This is a genomic window from Streptomyces sp. H27-H5, from assembly GCF_026627505.1.
Taxonomy (GTDB): domain Bacteria; phylum Actinomycetota; class Actinomycetes; order Streptomycetales; family Streptomycetaceae; genus Streptomyces.
In genome coordinates this window covers 66,049-93,033 of sequence record NZ_JAPNLK010000009.1, presented here as the reverse complement: position 1 = coordinate 93,033, position 26,985 = coordinate 66,049, and the positions used below count along the sequence as shown (strand labels likewise).

General features: G+C 72.7%; 28 protein-coding genes. 13 read left to right on the top strand and 15 right to left on the bottom strand.

What is annotated here, in order from left to right; translation table 11 throughout:
- The first annotated feature begins 84 nt into the window (after nt 1-84).
- A complete protein-coding gene (locus OTB19_RS06340; protein WP_267797027.1) occupies nt 85-1,224 on the top strand; it encodes a nitric oxide synthase oxygenase in 1,140 nt (379 codons plus the stop codon).
- A 55-nt stretch (nt 1,225-1,279) separates the two neighbouring features.
- Complete coding sequence (locus OTB19_RS06335) at nt 1,280-2,347, top strand: lactonase family protein (protein ID WP_267797026.1); 1,068 nt, start codon at nt 1,280-1,282, stop codon at nt 2,345-2,347.
- A 94-nt stretch (nt 2,348-2,441) separates the two neighbouring features.
- Here OTB19_RS06335 and OTB19_RS06330 read toward each other — a convergent pair whose 3' ends face one another.
- The 3 genes from OTB19_RS06330 to OTB19_RS06320 form a co-directional block, all read right to left on the bottom strand.
- Complete coding sequence (locus tag OTB19_RS06330) at nt 2,442-3,362, bottom strand: sirohydrochlorin chelatase (protein ID WP_267797025.1); 921 nt, start codon at nt 3,360-3,362, stop codon at nt 2,442-2,444.
- A gap of 110 nt (nt 3,363-3,472) precedes the next feature.
- Nucleotides 3,473-4,159 (bottom strand): uracil-DNA glycosylase, encoded by a 687-nt coding sequence (locus tag OTB19_RS06325; RefSeq protein WP_267797024.1) that lies wholly within the window; start codon nt 4,157-4,159, stop codon nt 3,473-3,475.
- 47 nt (nt 4,160-4,206) lie between these two features.
- Nucleotides 4,207-5,295 (bottom strand): WD40/YVTN/BNR-like repeat-containing protein, encoded by a 1,089-nt coding sequence (locus tag OTB19_RS06320; RefSeq protein ID WP_267797023.1) that lies wholly within the window; start codon nt 5,293-5,295, stop codon nt 4,207-4,209.
- A 229-nt stretch (nt 5,296-5,524) separates the two neighbouring features.
- Between OTB19_RS06320 and OTB19_RS06315 the strand changes: the two genes are divergently transcribed.
- Nucleotides 5,525-6,625, top strand: coding sequence for an NADH:flavin oxidoreductase/NADH oxidase (locus tag OTB19_RS06315; RefSeq protein WP_267797022.1), 1,101 nt, complete (start codon nt 5,525-5,527; stop codon nt 6,623-6,625).
- A gap of 218 nt (nt 6,626-6,843) precedes the next feature.
- On the top strand, nt 6,844-7,248 hold the full coding sequence (locus OTB19_RS06310) for an ArsR/SmtB family transcription factor (RefSeq protein ID WP_267797021.1): 405 nt from the start codon (nt 6,844-6,846) through the stop codon (nt 7,246-7,248).
- On the opposite strand, the gene OTB19_RS06305 is transcribed toward OTB19_RS06310, so the two are convergent.
- Nucleotides 7,238-8,611: an FAD-dependent oxidoreductase gene (locus tag OTB19_RS06305; protein WP_267797020.1), complete on the bottom strand. Its 1,374-nt coding sequence runs from the start codon at nt 8,609-8,611 to the stop codon at nt 7,238-7,240. The genes OTB19_RS06310 and OTB19_RS06305 overlap by 11 nt on opposite strands.
- A 52-nt stretch (nt 8,612-8,663) precedes the next feature.
- Nucleotides 8,664-9,317 carry a DUF305 domain-containing protein gene (locus tag OTB19_RS06300; RefSeq protein ID WP_267797019.1) on the bottom strand — a complete coding sequence of 218 codons (654 nt, stop codon included), beginning with the start codon at nt 9,315-9,317 and terminating at the stop codon, nt 8,664-8,666.
- Between the two features lie 76 nt (nt 9,318-9,393).
- Here OTB19_RS06300 and OTB19_RS06295 point away from each other — a divergent pair, with 76 nt between their 5' ends.
- Complete coding sequence (locus OTB19_RS06295) at nt 9,394-10,878, top strand: LVIVD repeat-containing protein (RefSeq protein ID WP_267797018.1); 1,485 nt, start codon at nt 9,394-9,396, stop codon at nt 10,876-10,878.
- 21 nt (nt 10,879-10,899) lie between these two features.
- Here OTB19_RS06295 and OTB19_RS06290 read toward each other — a convergent pair whose 3' ends face one another.
- The 6 genes from OTB19_RS06290 to OTB19_RS06260 form a co-directional block, all read right to left on the bottom strand.
- Nucleotides 10,900-11,529 carry a TetR/AcrR family transcriptional regulator gene (locus tag OTB19_RS06290; RefSeq protein ID WP_267797017.1) on the bottom strand — a complete coding sequence of 210 codons (630 nt, stop codon included), beginning with the start codon at nt 11,527-11,529 and terminating at the stop codon, nt 10,900-10,902.
- 117 nt (nt 11,530-11,646) lie between these two features.
- Nucleotides 11,647-12,459 carry a hypothetical protein gene (locus tag OTB19_RS06285; RefSeq protein WP_267797016.1) on the bottom strand — a complete coding sequence of 271 codons (813 nt, stop codon included), beginning with the start codon at nt 12,457-12,459 and terminating at the stop codon, nt 11,647-11,649.
- A gap of 129 nt (nt 12,460-12,588) precedes the next feature.
- Nucleotides 12,589-13,038: a hypothetical protein gene (locus tag OTB19_RS06280; protein ID WP_267797015.1), complete on the bottom strand. Its 450-nt coding sequence runs from the start codon at nt 13,036-13,038 to the stop codon at nt 12,589-12,591.
- A 391-nt stretch (nt 13,039-13,429) separates the two neighbouring features.
- The gene (locus tag OTB19_RS06270; RefSeq protein WP_267797014.1) at nt 13,430-14,092 is read right to left on the bottom strand and encodes a phosphatase PAP2 family protein; all 663 of its coding nucleotides are present in this window, start codon (nt 14,090-14,092) and stop codon (nt 13,430-13,432) included.
- A gap of 34 nt (nt 14,093-14,126) precedes the next feature.
- Nucleotides 14,127-15,065: a M56 family metallopeptidase gene (locus OTB19_RS06265; RefSeq protein ID WP_267797013.1), complete on the bottom strand. Its 939-nt coding sequence runs from the start codon at nt 15,063-15,065 to the stop codon at nt 14,127-14,129.
- Between the two features lie 92 nt (nt 15,066-15,157).
- Complete coding sequence (locus OTB19_RS06260) at nt 15,158-15,736, bottom strand: DUF5134 domain-containing protein (protein ID WP_267797012.1); 579 nt, start codon at nt 15,734-15,736, stop codon at nt 15,158-15,160.
- A gap of 146 nt (nt 15,737-15,882) precedes the next feature.
- On the opposite strand from OTB19_RS06260, the gene OTB19_RS06255 reads away from it, so the two are divergent.
- On the top strand, nt 15,883-16,422 hold the full coding sequence (locus tag OTB19_RS06255) for a GNAT family N-acetyltransferase (protein ID WP_267797011.1): 540 nt from the start codon (nt 15,883-15,885) through the stop codon (nt 16,420-16,422).
- Nucleotides 16,423-16,465: 43 nt separating this feature from the next.
- Here OTB19_RS06255 and OTB19_RS06250 read toward each other — a convergent pair whose 3' ends face one another.
- Nucleotides 16,466-17,158, bottom strand: a complete 693-nt coding sequence (locus OTB19_RS06250) for a glycerophosphodiester phosphodiesterase (RefSeq protein WP_267797010.1) — start codon at nt 17,156-17,158, stop codon at nt 16,466-16,468.
- A gap of 238 nt (nt 17,159-17,396) precedes the next feature.
- The gene (locus OTB19_RS06245) at nt 17,397-18,065 is read right to left on the bottom strand and encodes a PadR family transcriptional regulator (RefSeq protein WP_267797009.1); all 669 of its coding nucleotides are present in this window, start codon (nt 18,063-18,065) and stop codon (nt 17,397-17,399) included.
- Nucleotides 18,066-18,114: 49 nt separating this feature from the next.
- Here OTB19_RS06245 and OTB19_RS06240 point away from each other — a divergent pair, with 49 nt between their 5' ends.
- The 5 genes from OTB19_RS06240 (at nt 18,115) to OTB19_RS06220 (ending at nt 23,461) form a co-directional block, all read left to right on the top strand.
- Nucleotides 18,115-19,239, top strand: coding sequence for an LLM class flavin-dependent oxidoreductase (locus OTB19_RS06240; protein ID WP_267797008.1), 1,125 nt, complete (start codon nt 18,115-18,117; stop codon nt 19,237-19,239).
- Between the two features lie 279 nt (nt 19,240-19,518).
- Nucleotides 19,519-20,925, top strand: coding sequence for a DUF6421 family protein (locus tag OTB19_RS06235; protein ID WP_267797007.1), 1,407 nt, complete (start codon nt 19,519-19,521; stop codon nt 20,923-20,925).
- Nucleotides 20,926-20,951: 26 nt separating this feature from the next.
- Nucleotides 20,952-21,722: an SDR family NAD(P)-dependent oxidoreductase gene (locus OTB19_RS06230; protein ID WP_267797006.1), complete on the top strand. Its 771-nt coding sequence runs from the start codon at nt 20,952-20,954 to the stop codon at nt 21,720-21,722.
- Nucleotides 21,701-22,795, top strand: a complete 1,095-nt coding sequence (locus OTB19_RS06225) for a threonine aldolase family protein (RefSeq protein ID WP_420716803.1) — start codon at nt 21,701-21,703, stop codon at nt 22,793-22,795. Before OTB19_RS06230 ends, OTB19_RS06225 begins: the two co-directional genes overlap by 22 nt.
- Nucleotides 22,796-22,858: 63 nt before the next feature.
- Nucleotides 22,859-23,461: a transglutaminase-like domain-containing protein gene (locus tag OTB19_RS06220; protein WP_267797004.1), complete on the top strand. Its 603-nt coding sequence runs from the start codon at nt 22,859-22,861 to the stop codon at nt 23,459-23,461.
- Here OTB19_RS06220 and OTB19_RS06215 read toward each other — a convergent pair.
- Both OTB19_RS06215 and OTB19_RS06210 read right to left on the bottom strand, forming a co-directional pair.
- A complete protein-coding gene (locus OTB19_RS06215) occupies nt 23,397-24,632 on the bottom strand; it encodes an MFS transporter (protein ID WP_267797003.1) in 1,236 nt (411 codons plus the stop codon). The genes OTB19_RS06220 and OTB19_RS06215 overlap by 65 nt on opposite strands.
- A 39-nt stretch (nt 24,633-24,671) precedes the next feature.
- On the bottom strand, nt 24,672-25,394 hold the full coding sequence (locus tag OTB19_RS06210) for a lysophospholipid acyltransferase family protein (protein ID WP_267797002.1): 723 nt from the start codon (nt 25,392-25,394) through the stop codon (nt 24,672-24,674).
- 220 nt (nt 25,395-25,614) lie between these two features.
- On the opposite strand from OTB19_RS06210, the gene OTB19_RS06205 reads away from it, so the two are divergent.
- Nucleotides 25,615-25,953, top strand: a complete 339-nt coding sequence (locus OTB19_RS06205; RefSeq protein ID WP_267797001.1) for a TlpA family protein disulfide reductase — start codon at nt 25,615-25,617, stop codon at nt 25,951-25,953.
- 299 nt (nt 25,954-26,252) lie between these two features.
- The gene (locus tag OTB19_RS06200; protein ID WP_267797000.1) at nt 26,253-26,789 is read left to right on the top strand and encodes a flavin reductase family protein; all 537 of its coding nucleotides are present in this window, start codon (nt 26,253-26,255) and stop codon (nt 26,787-26,789) included.
- Nucleotides 26,790-26,985 lie beyond the last annotated feature (196 nt).

Here is a 26,985-nt window from a genome sequence, read left to right as displayed (position 1 = left end):
GCATGTACAACGGGTGATCGGAGAATGCACGTTCATCCGGCACGTACCGGGTGGATCTGGTCGAACGGGGGGTAACGGCCCGGAATGGAAATTCTTCACCAGCGCTCCGACACCGCTCAGGTGTGGGAAGCAGCCGAGGAGTTCATCCGACTCTTCCACCGGGAGAATCCGGAAGCCGGTGATCCGCGTGCTCGACTCGCCGCCGTACGGGCCGAACTCGCGGGGACCGGAACCTACCGACACACCCCGGAGGAACTGGTGCACGGCGCCCGCGTCGCCTGGCGCAACAGCAACCGCTGCATAGGCAGGCTCTACTGGAACTCGCTGCGGGTCCGCGACCGCCGCGAACTCACCGACGCCGACGACGTGGCCGAGGAGTGCTTCGCCCACCTGCGCGAGGCCACCAACGGCGGCCGGGTCCGTCCCACCATCACCGTCTTCGCCCCGGACGCGCCGGGCCGCCCGGGCCCGCTGATCTGGAGCGAGCAACTGATCCGGTACGCCGGGTACGGCGACCACCCCTCCCTCACCGTCGGCGACGCCCGCAACGCCCCGCTCACCGGCGCCCTGCTGGGCCTCGGTTGGCCCGGCGGACCCGGCACCCCCTTCGACCTCCTCCCGCTCGTGGTCCAGGGCGTCGACGACAAACCGCGCTGGTTCGAGACGCCCGCCGACGCGGTGCTGGAGGTCCCGATCCGCCACCCCGACACCGCCGACGACTGGGCGGACTGGGGACTTCGCTGGCACGCGGTCCCGGCCATCTCCAACATGTGCCTGGAGGTCGGCGGCATCCACTACCCGGCGGCGCCGTTCAACGGCTGGTACATGGGCACCGAGATAGGGGCCCGCAACCTGGCCGACACCGACCGGTACAACCTCCTCCCCGCGGTCGCCCGCCGGCTGGGCCTCGACCTCTCCACCGACCGTTCCCTCTGGAAGGACCGCGCCCTGGTCGAGCTGAACCGGGCCGTACTGGACTCCTTCGACCGGGCCGGGGCGACCATCGCCGACCACCACACCGAGTCCCGGCGCTTCCTGTCCCACCTGGAACGGGAGGAACGCAAAGGGCGCGCGGTCGGGGCGGACTGGTCCTGGATCGTGCCGCCGATCTCCGGTTCCGCGACCCCGGTGTTCCACCGCACGTACGAGGACCGGGCGAGCGCGACGGCCTACGTGCACCACTCCGGCGCGCAAGAAAGGGCCCAAGGACGGGATTTGGTCTAGACCTTCTGTTACCGTCGGCTCCGAACGGATCCGGAACGGCGGAATTGAGGTACCTGTGGACGACGCGCACAGCACGGACCAAGCGGACGGACACCGGGCCTACATCGGCTCGTTCACCTCGGGGGGCGGCCGCGGTGTCACCACCGCGGCCGTGGATCCGGCCACCGGGGCACTGACCCCGCTCTCCGCCACCGCCGCCCTCGCGGACCCCTCGTACCTCGCCCTCGCGCGGGACACCGGGGTGCTCTACGCGGTCAGCGAGACCGAGCAGGGCGGGGTCGGCGCCTTCCGTGCCACGGCCGAGGGGCTCGCTCCGCACGGCGGGCCCGTCCGGGTCGGCGGGTCCGGTCCCACCCACCTGTGCGTCGTGGGCCGGCGCCTGTTCGCCGCCAACTACACCTCCGGCAGCGTCAGCAGCCTCCCGCTCGCCGCCGACGGCAAGATCGTCGGGCCCGCGACCGTCCTCGCCCACCGCGGCTCCGGTCTCGACTCCGACCGACAGGCGTCCCCGCACGCCCACCAGGTGGTACCCGACCCCACCGGCCGCCACGTGCTCGCCGTGGACCTCGGCACCGACTCGGTACGGGTCTACGCCCTCGACCCGGCCGGCGGCGAGCCGCGACCGCACGGCGAGAGCGCGCTGCGGGCCGGGACGGGACCGCGCCACCTCGTCTTCCACCCCGACGGCGAGGTGGTCTACGTCCTGCACGAACTGGAGGCCCAGCTGACCGTCTGCCGGTGGGAGGCGACCTCCGGGCGACTGGAACCGGTCGCCGAGGTTCCGATCGCCCCTGGTGGTCCCTCAGGGCCCGTACGGGACCACCCCTCGGCCGTGGTCGTCTCGCCCGACGGGCGTTTCGTCTGGGCCGCCGTGCGTGGCGCCGACACCCTCGTCACCTTCTCGCTCGCCGGCGGGGCCGAGAAACCGCAGCTCACCGCCATCGTCTCCTGTGGCGGGCACTGGCCGCGCGATCTCGTCCTCGACCCCTCGGGCCGCCGGCTGTACGCGGCGAACGAGCGGTCCGGGGACGTCACCTGGTTCGACGTGGACCCGCTGACCGGCCGACCGCGCCGGGCCGGCTCGGTCCCCGTGCCCGCGGCCACGTGCGTGGTCTTCGGCTGACCGCCCGGCCGGCGGGCCCGCTCCCGTACGCGCGAGGGCCCGCGCTCCAGGTCGTGGAGCGCGGGCCCTCGCGCACGGGTGTCCAGCGGGTGGTTCAGTGGGCCGCGGCGCCCAGGGTGATCCCCAGGGCCGCGCTGTACTGCGCGACGGCCAGCTTGCCGAGCGCCGGGTAGGCCCCGAGCACGTCGGCGGTCGCGCAGTCGGCCTCCTTGCAGGCCGTGTCCAGCAGCCCCTCGGCGGCCTCCGGGCCGATCAGGTAGGGGGCCAGCGCCAACTGCGTCGAGCCCTCGGCGCGCAGCTGCTCGGCGATCGACGCCACCGAGCCCTCCTGGTCCAGGGCGGCGGCCTTGACCGGCACCGCGAGGCGGGCGGCCAGCAGCATGCCGGTGATCCCGGCGGCCCGGACGGCCTCCTCGCCGCCGGTGGTCGCCAGGATGATGCCGTCGGCGGCGGTGGTCACGGTGAACAGGCGGGCCCGGTCGGCACGGGCCAGACCGGCCTCGGACAGCCGCACGTGCAGACCTTCGGCGAGCAGCGGGTGCGGGCCGAGCACGTCGGCCAGCTCGGCGGCGGCCGAGGAGTCCATCAGTGCCTGGCGGACGCGGCGCAGCAGGTCGCCGTCGGGGCCGGCCAGCAGGGGGACGACCACGGCGTCCGGGCCGGTGACCGGGGGCACCTCGTGCCCGGCGGCGCGGGAGAACTCCGCGCGCGCGGCGCGTTCGTGCGCGACGGCGGTCAGCACGCCGGAGAGCGACGGGAACTCGGAACCCTCGGCGTCATCGCCGTCGAGGTATCCGATCCGGCCGTCGAGGCCCGGCAGCTCGGAACGGCCGATGCTGATGATCTCTTCCGCGAGCCCGCGCGAGGCGGCGGAGGGGGCACCGGGCACGGCGAGCACCAGCGCGGGCGCGCCCTCGGGCGCCACCGCGGGCTCGGGTCGGCGGTGCCGTCCGGCAGGGCGGGGTCGCGGCATTCGTACGGGCAGGCCATTGTCGGGCCCAGTGGGGGAGCTCATGGCGCCGCATGCTACTGGCTTATCGGAAGAGAGTGTTCGGGCAGGGCCTCTTCCGGCGGCTTCTGTCCGTATTTATCCGTTGAATGTCGTATAAGTTTCAACTGTACGGATCAACTGGCGTTCGGCAGGCGCCAGTCAACCGGCTGCGCTCCCTGTCCCACCAGCAACTCGTTCGTCCTGCTGAACGGCTTGGAGCCGAAGAACCCGTTGGTCGCGGACATGGGGGAGGGGTGCACGGACTCCACGGCCGGCAAGTCGCCCAGCAGGGGCCGCAGGTTGCGTGCGTCACGCCCCCACAGCACCGACACCAGCGGCTTGCCGCGCGCGGCGAGCGCCCGGATGGCCTGCTCGGTGACGGCTTCCCAGCCCTTGCCGCGGTGGCCGCCGGTCTTGCGCGGGGCGGTGGTGAGCGAGCGGTTCAGCAACAGCACGCCCTGCCGGGTCCACGGGGTCAGGTCGCCGTTGAGCGGCCGGCCCGTCCCGATGTCCGCGTGCATCTCGCGGAAGATGTTGTCCAGGCTCGGCGGCCACGGACTCACCTCGGGCGCCACGGAGAAGGACAGGCCCATCGCGTGCCCCGGGGTGGGGTAGGGGTCCTGTCCGACGATGAGGACCTTCACCTCGTCGAAGGGTTGCTGGAACGCGCGCAGGACGTTCGCCCCCGAGGGGACGTACGTCCTTCCGGCCGCGATCTCGCCGCGCAGGAAGTCGCCCATCGCGGCGATCTGCGCGGCCACCGGCTCAAGAGCCCGGGCCCAGCCCGGCTCGACGATCTCGTTCAACGGTCGTGCTGCCACGGTCGATCACTCTACTGGCTCAATCCGTCACGGGAGCACGGCGCCCGTCACGGGAGCACGGCGGCCCGTACGCAGAGCACGTCCGGCAGGTGCTCGGCCAGGAGTTGCCAGCTGTCCCCGTCGTCGTGGCTGCCGTACAACTCCCCGTTGCGGTTGCCGAAGTAGATCCCCGCCGGGTTCCCGTCGTCGGTGCAGAGCGCGTCCCGCAGGACGGTCCCGTAGTGGTCCCCGTCCGGCAACCCCCGTTCCAGGGGCTCCCAGCGGGCCCCGGCGTCCTGGGTGCGGTACACCCGGCAGCGGTGTTCGGCCGGGACGCGATCGGAGTCGGCGTTGAGCGGGAAGACGTACGCGGTGTCCGGCCGGTGCGGGTGGGCGGCCACCGCGAAGCCGAAGTCGGAGGGCAGGCCGGCGCCGATGTCGGTCCAGTCCGTGCCCGCGTCGTCGCTGCGGTAGACGCCCCAGTGGTTCTGCAGGTACAGCCGGTCGGCGTTCCCGGCGTCCTGGGCGATCTTGTGGACGCACTGGCCGAACTCCGGGTTCGGGTCCGGCAGGAACACGGCCGAGACCCCGTGGTTCGACGGGGTCCAGCTCGCCCCGCCGTCCCTGGTCCGGAACACCCCGGCGGTGGAGACCGCGACGGTCACGGCGTCCGGGTCGCCGGGGTGCGTGATCACGGTGTGCAGGCCCTCGCCGCCGCCGCCCGGCACCCAACTCCCGCGGCTCGGGTGCTCCCACAACGGCCGGACCAGCGCGAAGGACTCGCCCCGGTCGGTCGAGCGGAACAGGGCGGCCGGTTCGGTGCCCGCGTAGACCACGTCCGGGGCCTCCGGTCCGGCGGGGTGCAGCTGCCAGACGCGTTCCAGCGAGGCGCCCGTGTCCCGGGGGAAGCGCACGGCGGCCGCGGCGGGCTCCCGCCAGGTCGCGCCCAGGTCGTCGGAGCTGAAGACGGACGGGCCCCAGTGTGAGCTGTCCCCGCCGACCAGCAGGCGGGGCGCCGGGCCCCGGGTGTCGATCGCGACGGCGGACACGGCCTGCGCGTTGAAGTGCGGCCCGTCGAACCGCCAGGGCCCGGCGTCCGTCCGTCGGCCGATGAAGAGCCCTTTGCGGGTACCCGCGAGCAGCAGAACGTCGGACATCGCCGACACCTCCGGACTTCCTTGTCCTTCACGACAGCTTTTGAGCCAGTCTGCACCCGACCGCCGTCAGCGGCTCGGAACGACGTTCCGGGGCTCCGGTCCGGGCCCCCGCGGCCCCGTGGACCCCGGTTGTACGAGAAGTCTCGTAGTACGGGGAAATTCGTAGTACGGTAAACCTCGTACTTAGCCGCCGAGCCCGGCGCGCGTCCGCCGACACCCGGAGAGTCCGATGAGTGCTGCCCCCGCTGCGTTTGCCGCCTTTTTCCAGCCCCGCACGATCCGCTCGGTGACCATCCCGAACCGCGTGTGGATGGCGCCGATGTGCCAGTACAGCGCCGAGGCCGTCGGCCCCGCGGCCGGGGCGGCCGGTCCGTGGCACTTCGCGCACTACGCCGCCCGCGCCGTCGGCGGCACCGGCCTGATCATCCAGGAGGCCACCGCGATCTCGCCGGAGGGCCGCATCTCCCCGTACGACCTCGGCATCTGGAACGACGCCCAGGTCGAGGCGCTGCGCCCGATCACCGCCTTCCTCAAGTCGCAGGGCACCGTTCCCGCAATCCAGATCGCCCACGCCGGCCGAAAGGCGTCCACCGAGCGCCCCTGGAAGGGCGGCCGGTCGGTCGGCCCCGAGGAGCACGGCTGGCTGCCCGACGCCCCGAGCGCGCTGCCCTTCCACGAGGGCGACCCGATCCCGCACGAGCTGACGATCGATCACATCCGAGAAGTCACCGTGCAGTTCGCGGACGCCGCCCGCCGCTCCCTCGACGCCGGCTTCGAGATCGTCGAGATCCACGGCGCGCACGGCTACCTCATCGGGCAGTTCCTGTCCCCGCGCAGCAACCGGCGCACCGACAAGTACGGCGGCTCCTTCGAGAACCGCACCCGCTTCGCCCTCGAAGTCGTGGACGCCGTACGGGCGGTGTGGCCCGAGGAACTCCCGCTGTTCTTCCGGATCTCCGCCACCGACTGGCTGGAAGAGGACGGCTGGACCGGCGACGAGACCGTCCGGCTGGCCGCACTGCTGCACGAGCACGGCGTGGACTTCCTCGACGTCTCCACCGGCGGACTCGCCCCGGACGCCAAGATCCCGGTGGCTCCCGGCTTCCAGGTGCCCTTCGCGGCCCGGGTCAAGGCCGAGACCTCGCTGCCCGTGGCCGCCGTCGGCCTGATCACCGAGCCGGCCCAGGCCGAGAAGATCCTGGCCAACGGGGAGGCCGACGCGATCCTCCTCGGCCGGGAACTGCTCCGCGACCCGTACTGGGCCCGCCGCGCGGCGTCCGAGCTGGGCACGGAGCCGCGTACGCCCTCCCCGTACCACCGGGCCTGGTGAACCGGGTCGGCCCGGGCCCCCACGCCCGGGCCGACCCCATCGGGAAGCGACCCCGTCGGGCGGCAACGACCCCGTCGGGAAACACCCCCGGGGAACGACCCCCGGGAACGACCCGCCGCGAGACGACCCTCCGTGCGGGCCGTCTCGTACGGCATCCCTCGTACAATGACGGCACGAGCAATGACGGCACGCGTCACACCGAGCGAGTGGAGCAGGACATGGCGGAACGTGAGACCACCCGCGCACTCGCCCACCCGGACCGCGCCGAGATCCGCCTGGAGGGCGTGCTGCACGCGCTCTCCGACCCGCTGCGGCTGTCCATCGTCCGGGACCTGGCCTCCTCGGACACCGAACTCGCCTGTTCGCACTTCGCGTTGCCGGTCACCAAGTCGACGACCACGCACCACTTCCGGGTACTGCGCGAGAGCGGCGTCGTACGGCAGACCTACGCGGGCACCACCAAGCTGAACGGCCTGCGCGACGCCGACCTGGAGGCCCTCTTCCCCGGCCTGCTGGACACCGTCCTCCACGCGGCGACCGCCCAGGAGGCCCGCCTCACGACTCCGGCCGCCGCGACCGCGGATCCGGCGACGGCACGGGTTCAGACTCCGGTCACGGCGTAGGGGGCGAAGAGCCCGCCGCGCCCAGCAGGCCCGACCAGTCGGGGATCTTGACGGAGCGGCGTCCCAGCGAACGCCCCAGATCGGCCTCCGCGACCTCGATGGCCAGCCAGCCCGGCCACTCCACCGGCCGCAGACCCGCCGCCCGCAGGGCGTCCAGCGGGTCGCCCGGAAGCTCACGCCGGGCCAGCGCCGCCGCGTCCTGGAGCAGCGAGGACGCGGTCTCCTTGGCGCACGGCCGGTTGGTGCCGATCACCCCGGTCGGGCCGCGCTTGATCCAGCCCGCCACGTACTCCCCGACCGAGGCCCGGCCCGCGCGCACCACCCGGCCCGCCGCGTGCGGGATCGTGCCGCGCGCCGCGTCGAACGGCAGGCCGGGCAGCGGCACGCCCTGGTACCCCACCGAGCGCAGGACCAGTTCCGCCGGGATGTCCTCGTACACGCCCGTGCCGGTCACCCCGCCCGCGCCGTCCTGCGCGGTCCGCTCGAACCGCATGCCGGTGACCCGCCCGTCCGCCCCGCCCAGCACGCTCGCCGGCCGCAGGTGGAACCGCAGGGCGATGCTCCGCCGCGGCGCCTCGGACGCCTCGCCGTCCGCCTCGGCCCAGCCGCGCAGCACCTCCAGGTTCCGCCGGGCCGGCGCGGGCAGGGCGGCGGCCGCGTCCGGGTCGCGGTAGGCCGGGTCCATGGCCAGTTCGGCGGGATCCACCCGCACGGCGACCCCCGGCAGGGTGCCCAGTTCGCGCAGCTCCTTCGTGGTGAACCGGCCTTGGGAGGGGCCGCGCCGGGCGACCATCGACACCGTCCGCAGACCGCTGCCCGCGAGCACCCCCAGGGCCGGGTGCGGCATGTCGGTCGCCGTCAGCTCGGGCGCGCCCCGGGCCAGGATGCGGGTCACGTCCACCGCGACGTTGCCCGCCCCGACCACCACGGCCGAGCGCACCCCGCCCAGGTCGAAGGGCGCCGCGTCCGGATGCCCGCTGTACCAGGCCACGAAGGCCGTCGCGGAGTGCACCCCGGCCAGCTCCTCGCCGGGGATCCCCAGCAGCCGGTCCCGGGCGGCGCCGACGCAGTACACGACCGCGTGGTACAGCTCCAGCAGCCGGCCGGTGGTCAGGGTCGGGCCGCCCACCTCCACGTTCCCGAGGAAACGGATCCGCTCGTCCTCCAGCACCGCGCACAGACTTCCGGTCAGCGACTTGATCTTCTCGTGGTCGGGGGCCACTCCGTACCGCACGAGCCCGTACGGCGCCGGCAGCCGGTCCAGCACGTCGACCCGCACGCCCGGCACCTCACGCTGCTGGACCAGGGTCTGGGCGGCGTAGACCCCGCTCGGGCCCGAACCGACGACGGCGACACGAAGCACGGCGGAGCTCCTCCCGCAGGTGTTCCCAGCATGACACCGGGCCCCGCGGCCGTCAGCCCATCGCGCGCATACGGTGGATCTCGGCGCTCTGGGTGGCCACCACCTCGGTCGCCATCTCCTCGACCGCCACGTTGTTGCCGCCGGCCAGCGCCTCGCCCGCCATCTTCACGGCGCCCTCGTGGTGGGCGATCATCAGCGTGAGGAAGAGCCGGTCGAAGTCGGGGCCCTTCGCCGCGGCGAGATCCGCGAGTTGCCGCTCCGTGGCCATGCCCGGCATCGCCCCGTGGTCGTGGGACCCGGCTGCGGTGGACGGCTCCGGGTACCGGGCCCGCCACTTCTCCATGGCTCCGATCTCCGGTCGCTGCGCGGCGGCGATGCGTTCCGCCACCCGCTTGACCCCGTCGGCCGAGGCCCGGGTCGGGGCGAGCGCGCTCATCGTCAGCGCCTGCCCGTGGTGCTCGATCATGTGGCGCACGTACGTCCGGTCGGCTGCGTTGGGGCTGTCGTCCGGCCGCTCCCTCGCGGCCTGTTCGGGCGAGAGGGTCCGGGCCTGCTCGCCCGGTCTGCCGGGGGCCACGACCACCGGCGCGCCGTCACGGGCGCCGTCCGCCGCCCCGTCCTGACGGCAGCCGGCGAGGGTGAACAGGAGACCGGCGGTCAGCGCCGCTCCCAGGATTCGGCCGAGTAAGGCGTTTGCCATGTCCATGGAAAGGACGATACTGCCGGGGTCCAGGTTCCGTTCCCAGGAAGGGCGGAACGCACGGACCCCCACGGGAGGCACAGTGACCTCGCACACCGTCAGAGCGCCACGCAGGAGTCCGGGGGTGGTCCTCGTGGCCGCCGGGCTGCTCTCCACGCTCCTGGCCACCGCCGGACCGGCGGTCGCCAGCCCCGACCCGGGCGACGCGTTACCCGGCGTCGGATCCGCGCGGAACGCCGCACCCGCCCAAGGCCGCGAACTCGCCCCCGGGGAGATCCCCGGTCAGGACGAGATCGTGCACAGCCGGAACATCAAACCCCTCGCCAACATCCCCAGCGCCAACCCCGAGGGCATCAACTCGGACCTGGCCTTCCAGGGCAGGTACGCCTACGCGGGCAGTTACGACGGCTTCACCATCTACGACATCGGCAACCCGAAGGCACCCAAGTCCGTCACCACGGTCCTGTGCCCCGGCGGGCAGAACGACGTCTCCGTCTCCGGCGACCTGCTGTTCCTCTCCACCGACTCCTCGCGCAGCGACGACTCCTGCAACAGCGTCTCGCAGCCGGCCACGGAGAAGTCCTCGTGGGAGGGCATCAAGATCTTCGACATCAAGGACAAGAAGAACCCCAGGTACATCAAGTCGGTGGAGACCGCCTGCGGTTCACACACCCACACCCTGGTGCCGGGCGGCCGCGACATCTACCTCTACGTCTCCTCGTACTCGCCGAACGAGGCCTTCCCCGACTGCAAGCCGCCGCACGACGGCATCTCCGTCGTCAAGGTCCCGAAGAAGGCCCCGACGACGGCCTCGGTCGTCGCCTTCCCCGTCCTCTTCCCGGACGGCGGGAACCCGGGAGCGCCCGCCAACCCCGGCGTCTCCAAGACCACCGGCTGCCACGACATCACCGTGCTCCCCTCGAAGAACCTCGCCGCCGGCGCCTGCATGGGCGACGGCATCCTCTTCGACATCAGCAAGCCCGAGCAGCCGCGGGTCATCGACCGGGTCCAGGACAACGTGAACTTCGCGTTCTGGCACTCCGCGACCTTCAACGAGCGCGCGAACAAGATCGTGTTCACCGACGAGTTGGGCGGCGGAAGCGGCGCCACCTGCAACGAGGCCACCGGCCCCGACCGGGGCGCGGACGGGATCTACGACATCACCGGGCGCGGTGACCAGCGCAAGCTCGTCTTCAAGAGCTACTTCAAGATCCCGCGGCTCCAGGCCGACACCGAGAACTGCGTGGCCCACAACGGCTCGCTGATCCCGGTCGGCGGCGGTCGCGACGTCATGGTGCAGGCCTGGTACCAGGGCGGGATCTCGGTGTGGGACTTCACCGACTCCACCCGGCCCCGGGAGATCGCCTATTTCGAGCGCGGCCCCCTGACCACCGACACGCTCGGCCTCGGCGGTTCCTGGTCGGCGTACTACTACAACGGACACATCTACTCGAACGACATCGTCAAGGGCCTCGACGTGCTGCGGCTCGACGACCGGCGCACCGACAGCGCCAAGTGGGTGCGGATGGACGGCCTCAACGTCCAGACCCAACCCGAGTACCACTGACCCCGCCCGACGACAGGGCACTCACCGTGCCGAGGGGAACGAACCGCCGGGCGGTCCACCGTCCGGCGGGTCGCCCATCTCCCAGTCCAACGCGTACCGCTGGAACAGCTCGGCCCGCAGCCGGGTCCCCGGCATCGGCGCTCCCGGCAACAGCACCGCCACCACCGCGCCCATCAGCAGGGCCCGCAACAGCGGGTAGTCGGTGTCCACGTCCGCCGACCCGTAGCGGGTGACCGTGTCCCGCAGCAGCTCCGCGAGCCGTTGTTGTTCGACGCACTGGACGAACCCCTCCGCCTGGAGGATGCCCGCCATGTGGGTCCGCATCAGCCGCGGCCGGTCCCGGGCCAGGCCCAGGATCGCGTCGATCGCCCGGGCCAGCCGCTCGCGGCCGTCGTCCGTCGCGGGATCCCGTTCGAGGGCCGCTTCCAAGGTCAGGTGCATCAGGCGGTGCACGGCGGACTGGAGCAACTGCCGTTTGCCGGGAAAGTAGTACGAGACCAGGCCGCGGGCCGCGCCCGCGCGGTCCGCGATGTCGCCGAGGGTCGTGGCCTCGTAGCCGCGCTCGCCGACGAGTTCGACCGTGGCTTGCAGCAGCCGCTCCCGGGAACGTCTGCGCAATTCTTCATTGACCGATGCGCTGCGCGGGGACATGCTTACTCCTGCGTTGACTGGCTGCGAGCCAATATACTCAGCGCACGAGATCGTCTGCTCTGGGCGACGCGGGGGATCGCCCAGAGCAGGCAGGTTCCGGCGATGTGGTGAAACGATTCAGCCGGGTACCTGGCGATCCGTCGCACCGGCGGGCTCCTCCTGCCGGCGCAGCAGTCGGGTGGTCAGACCACCGACGACGATCAGGCCGACGCCGAGCCACCACATGTCGTCGAAGATCAGCACGGCGATCCCCACCGGAATCAGCAGTCCGGCCAGCGGGAGCAGCAGCCTGGAGACCGGCGGTGCGGGCAGGCCGCGGGCCTTGGCGCGCGCGACGTCGGGATACCAGTCGGTGAAGCGCAGGGCCGCCACGATGGCCAGGATCTGGATGATCCAGCCCGTCCAGATGTTGTTCGGGTTGCGCAGCACCAGGTCGCCGAAGGCGCCCGCGACGGCGGCCACCAGGAAGGCGAGCCCCCAGACCCCGGTGATCGCGTAGTTCGTCCGCAGGAAGGCGGGCGTCTTCCAGAGCGAGGGGTCCACGCGCTCACGGGCGTACTGGAGGGTGAAGGGCATCCGCACGGCCATGGAGCCGAAGGCGATGACCACCAGGGCGATGTTGGAGACCTCGCCGGCGTACGTTTCCAGCCACCGTAGGGTCCCCGGACTCGCCGTGAGGCCCACGATGCTCAGGACCCCGAAGAACACCAGGTCGGACAGTTCCAGGAGCTTCCACGACGAGCCGCGGGCGACCAGCCGGCCCCCCACCACGAGGGTCAGCGAGATGACCAGGGCCAGCGCCACCGCCCACTCGAACCGCCCCGGCCCCACCAGCAGCGAGAACGCGATCCAGGGCGAGATGCCGACGAAGGGACTGTTCAGGATGCCGGTGACCTTGCCGGCGACGGGGGAATGGGTTGCTCTTGCCATGGGCTCCGGCCTTCCTGCCGCCCGCACCCTGCCTCACGTTCCAACGTACGCCGGACCGTCACATTCGACGCGGGGGAGCGGGACCGCCGTGGACGGCACCCGGGCCGCTCGGGTCGCGGGTCGAACGGATCAGTGGGGCGGCGGCAGGAAGTGCGTACCGACCCCGGCCCCGTCCACGTGCACGACGTGCGCACCCACCCGGACCGTCTGGGTGTCGCCGACACGCCACGACCCGGCGTCGCCACGCGTCTCCCCGGCCGTCCCGGCGTCGCCACCCTCCTCGGCCGCGTCGCCCAGGGGGATCCAGACCTCCAGGAAGGTGCTGCCGTCGAGGTTCGTGCCGGTCTCCACCAGGCCGGCCCCCTCCCGGCGCAGGGTTCCCACGTCGTGCCCGGGGACGCCCACCTCGTGGTGGAAGGTGACCTGCCCGCCGGCGTACGAGGTGGCGCCGGCGAAACCGCGACTGTCCGCGTAGAACCGGCCGCTCTGGAGCCACACGACGGTGTCGGTCTCCCGCAGCGGTCCGCCGTCACGGCTGATTCCGGCGCGCGACCAGGCGCCGCGCGAGGGTGCGTCCATGATCAGAGCCTGCCACAGGGCCCACCGGGGCCCCGACCGGCGTGGTACGCCGCACGCGCGCATCCTGGGCACAGGAGCCGTCGCCCGATCCGGACGAGGAGACGATCGTGGACGGAAGACTGAACGGAACGGTGGCCCTGGTCACGGGCGCGTCGAGCGGCCTCGGGGAGGCCACGGCGACGACCCTCGCCCGGGAGGGTGCGGCCGTCACCGCGCGCCGGGGACCGGTGACGGTTCGGCGGGATCGACCGGCTCCAGTCGCAGGACATCGCGGACGCGATCGGCTACATCGTGGGCCGGCCGCCGCACGTCGTGGCCGAGATGCTGGTCCGACCCACCCAACAGGTCTGCCCCCGCGAACGGGACCGCACCTCCACGGGGTCGCGACACCTCAGGCGGGGCCGGGTGCTCCGGGCGACGCGGGGGGCCGCCCGGAGCGGGGCCGCCACCGCGTCACCAGCACGACCAGGGCCACGCCCAGCAGCCAGCCGGCGAGCACGTCCGAGAACCAGTGGACGCCGAGGTAGAGCCGGGTCAGGCCGACCCCGAGCACCGAGACGACGGCGAGGGCCCACGCCGCGGCCACCCCCGTGCGCGGGGTCTTCCCGGGCAGCAGCCACAGCAGCGTTCCGCACACCACCGTCGCCGTCATCGCGTGCCCGGACGGATACGCGGCGAAGTGCGCCGAGTCCACCGGGTCCGGCCACTCCGGCCGCTCCCGACCCACCAGCGCCTTCAACCCCTGCTGCACCACCGAGGCCACGAGGGCGGCGACCGCGACCCGCATCGCGCGGTGGCGATCGCCCCGCCACCACAACAGGAGGCAGGCGGCCACGGCCAGGGCGCGCATGGTCCACGGGTCCCAGACCCAGTCGGAGAGCACCCGCGCCAGGTGCGTGACCCCGGGGTGGGTCACGGCGTGCGCGTGCAGGTCCCGGGCGACCCCGTCGTCGTAGGAGATCAGCGGCTCCCACCGTCTCACCACGAGCGCCGTCAGGACGGCGGCGAGCAGCGCGCAGGAGATCCCGGCAATCCGTACGAGGTCATTCCGCATACGGTGATCCTCGCACCGCGCGCGATCTGGGGCCCTACGTCAGCGCGCTGAGCCCCGGCACGAACGCGACCAGCAGCGGCACCGCCGGGACCAGGGTCGCCAGGGCCGTCAGACGCAGCCGGCGGACCGGCGACAGGCGGGGCGCCGCCGACAGCAGGCGCCGCACCCGCTGCGGTACGTGGGCCTGGGGCGTCGGACAGGGGCCGAAGACACCGCGGTCCTCGTTGAGCCCCACCAGGGCGAGCGCGATCGTCAGCCGCCCGAAGCGTCGCGAGGCCACGTCGTCGGCGGCCAGTTCCACCAGCCGGTGCATCTCGGCCTCGAACGCCGCGAACACCGGGATCTGCGGGAATCCCTGGGCGAGCGCCCGCGAGCAGTGCAACAACCAGTCGTGCCGGGCCGCCACGTGACCCTGTTCGTGCGCCAGCACCGCGTCCAGCTGGCTCCCCTTGAGCCGACCCAACGCCGCGGTGCTGACCACCAGGCGGGGCACCGCCCCCGGCTGCCACCACGCCTCGGGCCGGGGACCCTCCAGGACGACGAGCCGGGCCGCCGCGGGGTCCTCGCCGGGCAGCAGCGGGGCCCGGTCCCGGAGTTCGGCCGCCCCCACGCGCCGCCGGGCTCGCGCCCGCAGCACCTCGCGCGTCAGCATCGCGCCCGTCCACAGCCCGCCGCCCGCGAGGACCAGCGCGGTGCCGATGGCCCAGGGGCCGCCCGCCGTACCCAACGCGTACGCGTCGGCCACACCGTGCGGGGCGGACGCGAAGAGCCGGCCCCGGACCGCCGACCAGGCGGCCGCAGCGCTCAACACCATCGACAACGCCAGACACAGGAGCACCGCACCCACCACGCACTGCCACACCCACAGCGCGACGACCGGCTCCCGGTCGGGCCACCGGGCCCGGGCCAGCAGACGGGGAGCGAGCACAGCGGTCAGTGCGCCGAGCAGCAGAAGGGCGGCGGGGACCATCATGGTCGCCAGCCTATGAGCGCGGGACCACCCCCGGGTATCGCCTCGGCGCATTGGTGACGCAGGACACGTGCCGGCGCGGCCCGACCGGCACCTCACATGACCGGCAGCATCGCCAACATGCCGATGCCCATGGCGAGTCGGCAGGCCCGGGTCAGTTCGCCGGCCCCGCCGACGGCCGCCGCGAGGGACTGCCCGCCCGCCGCGGACACCACGGGCCGGCCGCCCCCGCCGGCCATCAGCCGGGCCCCGGCGAGCAGGACGTACCCCGCGAAGTAGACGAGCAGCACCCCGGTCACCAGCGGCACCCCCCGCGCCGCCCCGGCCCCCGTGTCGTGCCCGTGTCCGGCGGTCATCGCCAGGCCCTGGTAGGCCATGTAGGCCATCGCCAGGGAACCCACCAGGTGGTGCGCGTGGTGGGCGCCGGCGCGCAGCAGCCACAGCGCGTGCGCGGCGGCCGCGCAGAACGCGACCAGGAGGATTCGCGCGCCCCACGCCCCGGTCCCCGGCGGCACGGCCATCACCGCCATCCCGAGCCCCATCACGGCCTCGCCCGCCGCCGGGCCGCGGCCCTCCCGGCCGGCTCTGCTCGCGCGCAGCAGACAGTAGGCCCCGCTCACGCCGCAGAGCAGCACCAGCAGCCAGGCGGAGAACATGGCGGAGGTGGAGGACATCGCGGATCCGTGCACGGCGGAACCCCCCGGTTCGTCGGCGTCACCGGAAGAGATGCCCCTGTCCGAAGGTCCGCACGCCGGCCCGGGTTAGGCTCTCCATACCGTGCCAGGCGCGGCATGTGCCCAGAGGAAGAACGGAGCCGTCGATGTCGACCGCCCACCCCACCGAACTGAGTTATCGCAGCGCCGTCGAGGCCGATGTGCCGGAATTGGTGACGCTCGTCGAGTCGGCCTACCGCGGGGACGCCAGCCGCGGCGGCTGGACCACGGAGGCGGACTACCTGGACGGACAGCGCACGGACGAGAACGGTGTCCGCCAGGTCATCGGCGGCGCGGACAGCGTGCTCCTCGTCGTCGAACGCGCGGGCGAGATCGTCGCCTGCTGTCACCTCGCGCACCGGGGCGACCACGCCTACTTCGGGATGTTCGCCGTCCGCCCCGGCCTTCAGGGCGGCGGCCTCGGCAAGGAGATCCTGGCCGAGGCGGAGCGGCGTGCCTACGAGCAGTGGGGCGTCAAGGAGATGCGGATGACGGTGATCAACGTACGGGAGGAGCTCATCGCCTACTACGTGCGCCGCGGCTACGCGCGCACCGGCGAGCTGAGCCCCTTCCCGTACGGCGACGAGCGTTTCGGCAAGCCGCGCCGCGAGGACCTGGCCTTCGAGCTGCTGGTCAAGTCGCTGTAGCGCGCCCTGCGGGTGGCCGGGCCCCCACGCCCGACCCGTGCGGTCAGGCAGTGAAGCGGCCTGTGCTGCGGATCTCCGGGAAGTCCGTGATCACACCGTCCAGTTGGAGGGCGCGCGCCAGCCGCAGGTGCTCCAGGGTGTTGACGGTCCGCCCGGTGACCCGCAGCCCCGCCGCGTGGAGCGCCTCCACGATCTCCAGGTTGAGCCGGTGGATGTCCAGGGCGACGGTCTCGGCGCCCGCGGCCGGGGCCCGGCCCTCGACGACCCCGCGGTGCGCCTCGTGGGCTTCGGCGTAGAGGCAGCCGCGCACGCCCGGCACCAGCCGGGCGACCTCCGCGAGCACCGCGTCGTGGTACGAGGCGACCTCGACCCGCGAGGTCAGGTCGCGGCGCAGGATCCACCGGGCGAGCGCCTCGGCGGTGGCCGGGTCCTGGACGCAGACCTGGAGCGGTACCTCGACCGCGTCCGCCACCTCGTCCAGGACCGGCACCCGCTCGCCCTGCCCGGCGTCCAGCGCGCGCAGTTCGGCGAGGGTGAGTTCGGCGACGGGGCCCGCCCCGTCGGTGGTGCGGTCCACCTCCTCGTCGTGCAGCACGACGAGGACGCCGTCCTTGCTCAGGCGCACGTCCAGGGCGATGGCGTCCATGCCGGATCGCTGCGCGCGGGCGAACGACCGCAGCGTGTTCTCCGGTTCGACACCCATGACCCCGCGATGACCGATGGTGAGGAAAGTCAAGGTTCTCTCGCTTCCGTCGACGGCGGCTCCCCGCACGGTCGCGGTGTCCCGGCCGGCCGCGCGCGGTGAAGGCGCATGCTAGTGCGCCGGGCGTGCGATGAGACCGCCCGTGCGGGGGCGCTGAGGAGCGCGCCGGCCTTTTCCCGTCGGGCTCGTGCGGCCCGCCGGGCCGTCGTCGTGTCACCCGGGCGTGGGCGCGTCCCCATCGGCTTGACGGACGTACGCCGGCGCCCGTGACTCAGGCCCCGGCGCCGGGTCCGCCCTCGGTCCCGGCGGTGCCCGCTTTGACGCTGGCGGCGGCCCCGGCCTCCGGGGCGGTGACCGCCTCGACCTCGGCCAGGTCGGCGAGCAGGGCCTCGGCCAGCTCCAGCTCGGCCAGGTGCTGCCGCTCGCTCCAGCGCAGCGCGAGGGTGGGGAAGGCCCACTCGCTCACCCCGCCGGCGTGTTCCATGGCCTCCCGAACGGCGGCCAGTTCGCCCCGGGTGCGTTCCAGGTGGTCCTCCACCATGGTGCGCAGCAGCGCCGGCTCGGCCAGGTGCCCGAGCCAGATCCGCAGCAGCAGCCCGTGCTTGAGGACCGGGGGCCCGGCCTCGGCGGTGTCCGAGGCCCAGCCGGCCAGGGCCGTGCGTCCGGCGTCGGTGATGGCGTAGCGCCGCTTGGTCCGCACCTCCTCGGGGCCCGAGCGCACGGAGGCCGCGTAGCCCAGTTCCTCCAGGCGGCGCAGTTCGGCGTAGATCTGGCTGATGGCCGGCGACCAGTAGAAGAACCGCAGCGAGGAGTCCGCCCACTTCTTCAGCTCGTAGCCCGTGCGCTCCCCGGGGAAGGACAGCAGGCCGAGAACCGCCCACGCGGTCGGCGGAAGGACCTGCGCGAGGTCTTGCTTCCTCGACTTCTGACTACTAGTCATATTCCGAATCGAAGCAAGGCCGGGCACGGGACGCAACTCTGGAGGCATCGTGAAATTCTCCGTGATCTTCGAAGCTCAGCTGGCCGACCCGACCGCGGAACGGGAACACCAGGTCATCCGCGACTGCGTCGAGCAGGCCGTACTCGCCGAACGCATGGGATTCGACCGGATCTGGGCCGTCGAGCACCACTCGTTGAAGTGGTACGCGCACATGTCGGCCCCGGAGATCTTCCTCACCTGGGTCGCGGCCCGGACGGACACCATACGCATCGGGCACGGCGTCGTGTGCATGCCCTTCAACTTCAACCACCCGGTCCGGGTCGCGGAGCGCGCCGCCATGCTCGACCTGCTGTCCGGCGGGCGGCTCGACCTGGGCGCCGGGCGGGGCGGCACCACGCAGGAGACCTCCCTGTGCGGGGTGGACAAGGACCGGACCACCGCCGAGGTGGAGGAGGCGCTGCGGATCATCGGCAGGGCCTGGCGGGAGGAGGAGCTGGAGTACCACGGCGAACTGCTGGACATCGGCCCGCACCCGATCCTGCCCCGCCCGGCCCAGACCCCGCACCCGCCGCTCTTCCTGGCGTGCAGCCGCGCCGAGACCCTCGTACAGGCCGCCGAGCTGGGGATAGGGGCGCTGGTGATGGGCTTCGCCGGGCCGGAGTCGATCGCGCGCATGCGGGCCGTGTACGACGGGGCGATCGCCGGGCGGGACGGGGCGCGCTTCGTGTCGACCGCGGTCAACGACCACTTCTCGGTGCTCTGCCCGACGATCGTGCTCGCCGATCCGGCCGAGGCCCGCCGGATCGGCGTCCGGGGGCAGCGGTTCTTCGCCCAGTCGATCGGCCACTGGTACGGAGGGGCGGGCGTCCCGGACGAGGCGGTGGTGGCGGGCGCCGATGAGCCGGCCGAGATGCGCAGGGCCGCCGAGCAGGTCGTGGCCCGGCTGCACGAGCAGGACATCCCGGTGCGGCCCACCGCCACGGCCACCTTCAACGCCGATCACGCCTACGGGAGCGCCGACGACGCCATCGCCCACGTGGAGCGGCTCCGGGCGGCCGGCGCGGACGAGGTGATGTGCCTGGTCCAGATGGGCACGGTGCCCCAGAAGGCCTGCCTGGAGACGCTGCGCCAGTGGGGAGAGCACGTCATCCCGCACTTTCGCGGCGCCGAGTGAGCAGGATCACGGGCGGGCGGGAAGCGGGCCCGGTCCCCCCGGTCCGCGCCCGCCCGAGCCGGCGCGCCTTGGAGGCCCGGAGGGGTCCCGGGTGCGTTCTCGCAGGTCCGCGGGGTATGAGGGCGGAAGACCGGAGGCTTGGCTTCCACCGTGAAGGACGGGAAGAATTTCGGCGAAGCAGGGGGTGCGGCAGGATAATTTCCCGACTTCTCTCTTGAGTGGGAGAGCCTCACATGCATACGCTGTCTTGACGTGAGGTTCTCCTGTGGAGGAAGTGACATGACGGAAACTCTTGTGCCGGGCGTCGGCGGTGCCGTGACGACCGCGGAAACGCGGGTAGTGGACCAGCCCGCGTGGCTCGCGCTCAAGGCCGCCGTGGAGGAGATCCGCCCCTGGCAGTCGGCCGACGGCTCGATCGACTTCGAGGCCGAAGGGGCCCCCGCCCGCGTCGAGGTCGAGGCCGTCGTGGAGCGCGTCGTGGACTCCGTGGTCGCGCTGACCCCGCTGCTGCCGCACGCCACCGCGTACCACGCCGCGCTCGTCGCGGACCTGCGGAAGTGGGTCGCGGACGACTTCCGCGTGCCGGACTTCCTCGACTCCCTGCTGGCCTTCCACCCGGCCTCCGGGCGCGCCGACGGCCTCCAGCACCTCGTCGTCTTCCCCATGTACACGCAGAACGGCAACCCGGACCGCAACTTCGAGGCCGTCGTGCTGAAGATGGTGTGGCCCGAGTGGCTCGCCGAGCTGGAGCGCACCCGGTACGACAACCCGCTCTTCCTCGGCATCACCTTCGAGGACTTCACCCCGGGCTACGACACCCACTCCGCCGTGCTCTTCCCGGAGACCATCGCCGTGCGCGAGGCCCCCGAGCGCTTCACCTGGGGCGGCATCTTCTGCGACCGCGAGGCCGCGCGCTACCGCCGGGTCACCGAGGCCGCCGTGGACATCCTGGGCATCGAGCTGCCCGAGGACATCGCCGCGATGGTCGAGGACCAGCACCGCTGTGAGAAGGCCTTCGTGCTGTGGGACATGGTCCACGACCGCACCCACAGCCACGGCGACCTGCCGTTCGACCCCTTCATGATCAAGCAGCGCCAGCCGTTCTGGATGTACGGCCTGGAGGAGCTGCGCTGCGACCTCACCGCCTTCAAGGAGGCCGTGAAGCTGGAGTCCGAGGGCAACGAGCACGGCCGTGACGTGCAGTACGCCGTCCTCTTCGACCGGATGTTCCGCTTCCCGGTCTCCGGCGACCGCAATCGCAACTACGACGGCCTCGGCGGCCAGCTGCTCTTCGCGTACCTCCACAAGCACGACGTCGTGCGCTGGACGGACAACAAGCTGAAGATCGACTGGATGCGCGCCCCGCAGGTCACCAACCAGCTCTGCGCCGAGATCGAGGACCTCTACCGGGCCGGCATCGACCGCCCGAAGCTCGTCCACTGGTTCAAGGCCTACGAACTGGTCTCCACCTACCTCGCCCCGCACCCGGGATCCAAGTGGGCGAAGGGCCCCGACGCCCTCGACCTCACCCTGCCGCCGCGCAAGCTCGTCGACGACGTGCTTCCGGACGAGTTTCCCCTGAGCATGTTCTATGAGGCCCTCGCCAAGAAGCTCAAGGGTGTGATCGCCTCCACGAAGGGCATCACCGCCCTGAACGCCGAGACGGCCGAGCAGGCCGCCGCGTGAGCTCTCGCCCACAGGAGGCTGCACAGATGAACGGCTCCGGTACCACCGGGAACGGTGACGGGAAGCTGCACGGAGCGGTGATCGCGGTGGCCGGGGCCGGTGGGCCCGCCGGCCAGGCAGCCCTGCTCCGCCTCGCCGAGGCGGGCGCGGTGGTCGTCGCGGCCGACGCCGACCCGACGCGCCTCGCGGAGGCCGTGGACGCGGCCCGCTACGCCCACGGCGGCGCCACCGTCGTCGGCGACACCGTGGACCTGCTCGACCTGGAGGCCACCAAGGCCTGGGCCGAGCGGACCGAGAAGGAGTTCGGTCGAGTGGACGGACTCGTCCACCTCGTCGGCGGCTGGCGCGGCAGCAAGACCTTCACCGACGCCGACCTGGCGGACTGGACCTTCCTGGAGAAGCTCCTGGTCCGCACCGTCCAGCACACCTCGCTCGCCTTCCACGACGGACTGCTCCGCAGCGACCGCGGGCGCTACGTCCTGATCAGCCAGTCCGGCGCGCACAAGCCCGTCGCCAACAACGCCGCGTACAACGCCGGCAAGGCGGCGGCCGAGGCCTGGACGCTCGCCATGGCGGACTCCTTCCGCAAGGCGGGGGGCGAGGACGGGCCGAACGCCGCGGCTGCGATCCTGGTCATCAAGGCACTGGTGCACGACGCGATGCGCGCCGAGCGTCCCACTGCGAAGTTCGCGGGCTTCACCGACGTCAAGGAGCTGGCCGAGGCCATCGCCGGCGTCTGGGAGCGGCCCGCACCCGATGTGAACGGACAGCGTCTGTGGCTCACTCCGCAACCGTGAGAACCGCGAGCGGGAAGACCGATGCGCACCGCCACCACGATCCGGCGGTGCGCGGATTCGCCAGCGACAACTACGCGGGGGTGCATCCGGAGATCCTGGAGGCCATCGCGTTGGCCAACGGGGGCCACCAGGTCTCCTACGGCGACGACGAGTACACCGAACACCTGCAGAAGATCTTCCGCAGCCACTTCGGCCCGTACGCGCAGGCCTACCCGGTCTTCAACGGCACCGGTGCGAACGTCACGGCCCTCCAGGCCCTGACCGACCGCTGGGGCGCCGTGGTCTGCGCCGAGTCGGCGCACATCAACGTGGACGAGGGCGGCGCGCCCGAGCGGATGGCCGGGCTCAAGCTGCTCACCGTCCCCACCCCGGACGGCAAGCTCACCCCCGAGCTGATCGACCGGCAGGCCTGGGGCTGGGAGGACGAGCACCGCGCGATGCCGCAGGTCGTCTCGATCACCCAGAACACGGAACTCGGCACCGTCTACACCGTCGACGAGATCCGGGCCATCTGCGAGCACGCGCACGGCATGGGCATGAAGGTGCACCTCGACGGCGCGCGGATGGCGAACGCCGCCGCGGCGCTCGACGTGCCCATGCGAGCCTTCACCAACGCGGTCGGCGTGGACGTCCTGTCGTACGGCGGGACCAAGAACGGCATGATGTTCGGCGAGGCCGTCGTCGTGCTGAACCCCGACGCGGTCCGGCAGATGAAGCACATCCGCAAGATGTCGATGCAACTCGCGTCCAAGATGCGCTTCGTGTCGGTGCAGTTGGAGGCCCTGCTCGCCAAGGACCTGTGGCTGCGCAACGCACGGCACGCCAACGCGATGGCGCAGCGGCTGGCCGCCGGCGTCCGGGAGACCGACGGGGTCGAGATCCTCTACCCGGTGCAGGCCAACGCGGTGTTCGCACGACTGCCGCACGCGGTGACGCGCCGGCTCCAGGAGCGGTTCCGCTTCTACTTCTGGGACGAGATCGCCGGTGACGTGCGCTGGATGTGCAGCTACGACACCCAGGAGGAGGACGTCGACGCGTTCCTCCAGGCGCTCAAGGAGGAGCTGGCCCGGTAGGGCCCGCCCGACGCCCATAATTCGATAGGCATGCCGAAACATGCATAGGTATGCTCCTGGATCATGGAAATGATCCAGGAGCAACCCGACCTCGCCGCCTATCTCGCGGCCGACGACACGGTGGACCACGGCCATCCCCTCGTCGCCGAGACCGCCGACGCGCTCTGGACCGCCACGGGCGGCGACCCGTACGCCTACGCCGCCGTGGCCTACGAGTTCGTCCGCGACACCGTCGCGCACTCCGCCGACACCGGCGACGACCGCGTGACCTGGCGCGCCTCCGACGTGCTCGACGCGCGGACCGGCATCTGCCACGCCAAGTCCCACGCCCTCGTCGCCCTGTTGCGCGCCCGGGGCATCCCGGCCGCCCTCTGCTACCAGCGCCTGACCGAGGACGACGGCTCCCGACCGCTGATCCACGGCCTGGTCGCCCTGCGCCTGCCCGGCAGCGCGCACTGGGCCCGGGTGGACCCGCGCGGCAACAAGCCCGGCGTGGACGCCCGGTTCACCCTCGACCACGAGCGGCTCGCCTTCACCGTCCGCCCCGAACTCGGCGAAGTGGACTACCCCGAGCTGTACGCGGCCCCCCACCCCGCCCCGCTCACGGCCCTCCGGGAGTCGGCGGACCGGTCGGAGCTGTGGCGGAGGCTGCCGACGGCGCTGTGACGGCCTTCGGCGCCACGGGGCCACGCGTCAGCGCCGCGTACAGCAGCGCGGCGGCCGACTGGAGCCCGGCGATCCCGAGCAGCAGCGTCCAGGGCGGCGCGGCGGCGGCGAACCCCACCAGGGCGGCGCCCGCCGACGCGGCCGTCAGCTTGAGGCCCGCCCCGAGCGTGAACACCTGGGTGCGGACCCCGTCGGGCGCGTGGTCCGAGCGGATCCGCAGCGTGGCCGTCAGCAGAGGACCGTCGCACACCCCGGCCACCGCGAACGCGGCCGCCGCCCACGTGACGGAAGGGGCGAACGCGGCCCCCGCCAACGCCAGTCCCGTGCCCGCCAACGCCCCGCAGGCCAGCCGGCCCGGAGCCACGGCCGTGATCCGACCCAACGTCAGGGAACCGCCCAACGCCCCCACCGCGAAGGCGGTCATCAGCACCCCGCCCGCGCCCGGGCTGCCGAGGCCGGTCGCGAACAGCACCGAGGTGGTCGTCAGCGAGCCGATGCCGACGAACGCCAGGGTCGTCGCCGACGTGATGGCGCGCAGTTCCCGGACCCGCCAGAGCGCCGCCAGACCGCCGCCCACCCCGACCCGGGGTCCGCCCGCCGGTCGACCCGCGCCAGGGGTCCCGTACGGAAGCGTCGCGGCCAGCACCGTCGCCAGCGCGCCGGCCGCCGCCGGCAGCGCCATCGCGGAGGCCGCCGAACCCGTCGCCGCGACCAGGCTGATCGCCGCCGGAGCGGTCACCCCGGCCGCGTTGTACGTGGAGGCGTCCCAGCCGTACGCCCGGTCGCGACCCGGCCCGGGCGGCCACAACCCCGCGACCAGGCTCGACAGTCCACCCGTCACCATCGGCCCGCAGGCGCCGCCGAGCGCCGCCACCGCGAACACCGCCGGCGCCGGGGCGCGGCCCAACAGCAGGGCCAGGGCCGCCACTGCGGCCGTGAACCCCGCCAGGCAGCCCACGTGGAACAGCCGGGGGCTGCGCGCCCGCGCGGCGGCGGCCCCGGCGAGCGGAGCCGCCAGTACGTGCGGGGCCAGCCAGGCGGTCAGGACGAAGGCGCCGTACGCCGCGTCCCCGGTGCGTTCCAGGGCCAACAGCACCACGGCCATGCCCATGCCCTCGGAGGCGAACCGCGCGGCGAGCGCGGCGGCCAGATATCGCCCGAACCCGCTCACTCGGCCCCCCAGGGTCGTGGCCCGCCGTTACCGCTCCGCTCAGCCGGCTTCCTTGACCTGCGCCGGCGTGGGCGCCGTGCCGCCCAGGTGGGCCGGCAGCCACCAGGAGTCGTCCGACCCCTTCGGCTTGGCCGGGTAGGCGCGCTGCGCCGCGTCCAGCAGCTCCTGCACGCGCTCGCGCAGCCGGCGCGTGATCGCCCCGGCGTACTGGTCCGACGGCGCCTCGATCGGCTCGCCGATCCGCATCGTCACCGGGATGTGGCTGCGCTTGAAGTCCTTCGGGCGGCCCTTGGTCCACAGTCGCTGGGTGCCCCACAGCGCCACCGGGATCAGCGGGACCCCGGCCTCCTGCGCCATGCGCGCCGCACCCGACTTGAACGTCTTGAGGGTGAAGGACTGGGAGATCGTCGCCTCGGGGAAGACCCCGATGATCTCGCCCGCGCGCAGCGAGTCGAGCGCGTGCTGGTACGCCGCCTCGCCCTGCGCCCGGTCCACCGGGATGTGCTTCATCGCCCGCATCAGCGGACCGGACACCTTGTGCCGGAACACCGACTCCTTGGCCATGAAGCGCACCAGGCGCTTCTGCGGCCGCGCCGTCAGGCCGGCGAAGATGAAGTCCAGGTAACCGATGTGGTTGGACACCAGGACCGCCCCGCCCTTGCGCGGGATGTTCTCGGTGCCCTTCATGTCGATACGGATGTCCAGCGCGCGGAACAGCGTGTGCGCCGCGCCGATCACGGGAGGGTAGACGAGCTCAGCCATGGTGGGGAGACCCCGCCTTTCTGCCTGGGGAGGTGCCCCCGGCCGGAAGTTACGGAAGCGTAGGTACGCTGACCATGGGGATCGTGCCCCATACGAGGGCTGCTGGCCAGCCCAGACGCTTGTGCCCGGGGAGATTCTCGTCACGCCGGGAAGCCGCGGGGAATGCGGCGCACCCGCGGGGCGCTCGGATCAGCGTACGAACGGAAGCAGGCGGGGATCGATGGGAGCCGAGGTGCGCGGACAGGGGAACGCGACGGCGCTGGGCGTCGCCGAGCTCGGCGCGGAGCCGGGGGAGCGGGCCAGCCTGGTCCAGTTCTCCAGCGCGTTCTGTCAGCCCTGCCGGGCCACGCGCCGGATCCTCGCCGAGGTGGCGGCCATGGTGGACGGGGTCGCGCACATCGAGGTCGACGCCGAGCGGAACCTGGAACTGGTGCGCGCGCTCGGCATCGACCGGACGCCGACGGTGCTGGTGCTGGACTCGGCCGGGCGGATCGTCCGGCGGGCGGCCGGAATGCCCCGCAAGGCGGACGTGATCGCGGCCCTGGGCGCCGCCGTGTGACGCCCCGTACAAGGGGACCCGGGGTCACCCGTACGGTCGGGCGCGCGGCGGGGCCGGCGTGATCGCGCCGGTGCGCGCGCCCGTACGCAGCGTGACGCGCCTGACATCTGGCCGCTGCGGCTTGACTGTGTACACGGATGATCGTCAGGCTGGCGACATGCGGTACGAACTCCTGCTTTACGGACGGACACATGTGGACCTCGTCCGGTACGCGAGCGCGCGCTGTTGGGATCACTGAACGCCCCCGGCTGCCCGATCCCCACCGTGCCCCGCGACCGCGCGGCAGAAGGAGTCCTTCCATGACGGCCCCGACGGCTGAGTTCCCCTCTTCGACCACCGGCCTGCCCGGCTCACCCGACCTGCTGCGCTCCGTCTTCCGGCAACACGCCGCGGGAGTCGCCGTGATCACCGCCGCCGGCCCGACCGGCCGGCCGGTCGGGTTCACCGCGACCTCGCTCAACTCGGTCTCCGCCGAGCCGCCGCTGCTGTCCTTCACCCTCGGAACGGGGTCCTCCAGCTGGCCCGTGATACGGGACTCCACGCATCTCGGCGTGCACATACTCGGCGAGCACCAGCGGGAGTTGGCGGGACTGTTCGCGCGCAGCGGCGCCGACCGCTTCGGGCCGGGCACGGAACGGGTCGAGGGTCCGCACGGGGTCCCGGTGCTCTCGGGGGTGCTGGCGTGGCTGGTGTGCCGCGTGGTGGCCCGGGTGCCCGCCGGGGAGCACCGGGTGATCATCGCGGAGGCGGTGGCCGGGGATCCCGCCTCGGGGCCGGCCGGCGAGGCGCGTCCGCTCCTGTACCACCAGGGTCGCTTCAACGCTTTGCGCGACTGAATCGTCCCTGCCGGCGCCCGTTCGGGCGGCGTTGGGCAGATCACAGTTCGGTGGCCTTGCCACCAGGGAAGACCAACTGTGTACTGACGAGTAACATTCCTGTCGGGGCGCGGGCCGCCCCGATCGGGATCCGCCCGACAAGGCGCCTATGCTGCCTGCACAAGGCGGTATCAGAAATAGACGATGCGGTAGGAGA

Bases quoted from the DNA above. Each gene is read 5' to 3' on its own strand.
- OTB19_RS06340 (WP_267797027.1), top strand. From the start codon at position 85: ATGGAAATTCTTCACCAGCGCTCCGACACCGCTCAGGTGTGGGAAGCA.
- OTB19_RS06330 (WP_267797025.1), bottom strand. From the start codon at position 3,362: ATGAGCTCCCCCACTGGGCCCGACAATGGCCTGCCCGTACGAATGCCG.
- OTB19_RS06320 (WP_267797023.1), bottom strand. From the start codon at position 5,295: ATGTCCGACGTTCTGCTGCTCGCGGGTACCCGCAAAGGGCTCTTCATC.
- OTB19_RS06315 (WP_267797022.1), top strand. From the start codon at position 5,525: ATGAGTGCTGCCCCCGCTGCGTTTGCCGCCTTTTTCCAGCCCCGCACG.
- OTB19_RS06310 (WP_267797021.1), top strand. From the start codon at position 6,844: ATGGCGGAACGTGAGACCACCCGCGCACTCGCCCACCCGGACCGCGCC.
- OTB19_RS06300 (WP_267797019.1), bottom strand. From the start codon at position 9,317: ATGGACATGGCAAACGCCTTACTCGGCCGAATCCTGGGAGCGGCGCTG.
- OTB19_RS06290 (WP_267797017.1), bottom strand. From the start codon at position 11,529: ATGTCCCCGCGCAGCGCATCGGTCAATGAAGAATTGCGCAGACGTTCC.
- OTB19_RS06285 (WP_267797016.1), bottom strand. From the start codon at position 12,459: ATGGCAAGAGCAACCCATTCCCCCGTCGCCGGCAAGGTCACCGGCATC.
- OTB19_RS06280 (WP_267797015.1), bottom strand. From the start codon at position 13,038: ATGGACGCACCCTCGCGCGGCGCCTGGTCGCGCGCCGGAATCAGCCGT.
- OTB19_RS06270 (WP_267797014.1), bottom strand. From the start codon at position 14,092: ATGCGGAATGACCTCGTACGGATTGCCGGGATCTCCTGCGCGCTGCTC.
- OTB19_RS06265 (WP_267797013.1), bottom strand. From the start codon at position 15,065: ATGATGGTCCCCGCCGCCCTTCTGCTGCTCGGCGCACTGACCGCTGTG.
- OTB19_RS06260 (WP_267797012.1), bottom strand. From the start codon at position 15,736: ATGTCCTCCACCTCCGCCATGTTCTCCGCCTGGCTGCTGGTGCTGCTC.
- OTB19_RS06255 (WP_267797011.1), top strand. From the start codon at position 15,883: ATGTCGACCGCCCACCCCACCGAACTGAGTTATCGCAGCGCCGTCGAG.
- OTB19_RS06245 (WP_267797009.1), bottom strand. From the start codon at position 18,065: ATGACTAGTAGTCAGAAGTCGAGGAAGCAAGACCTCGCGCAGGTCCTT.
- OTB19_RS06235 (WP_267797007.1), top strand. From the start codon at position 19,519: ATGACGGAAACTCTTGTGCCGGGCGTCGGCGGTGCCGTGACGACCGCG.
- OTB19_RS06230 (WP_267797006.1), top strand. From the start codon at position 20,952: ATGAACGGCTCCGGTACCACCGGGAACGGTGACGGGAAGCTGCACGGA.
- OTB19_RS06220 (WP_267797004.1), top strand. From the start codon at position 22,859: ATGGAAATGATCCAGGAGCAACCCGACCTCGCCGCCTATCTCGCGGCC.
- OTB19_RS06210 (WP_267797002.1), bottom strand. From the start codon at position 25,394: ATGGCTGAGCTCGTCTACCCTCCCGTGATCGGCGCGGCGCACACGCTG.
- OTB19_RS06205 (WP_267797001.1), top strand. From the start codon at position 25,615: ATGGGAGCCGAGGTGCGCGGACAGGGGAACGCGACGGCGCTGGGCGTC.
- OTB19_RS06200 (WP_267797000.1), top strand. From the start codon at position 26,253: ATGACGGCCCCGACGGCTGAGTTCCCCTCTTCGACCACCGGCCTGCCC.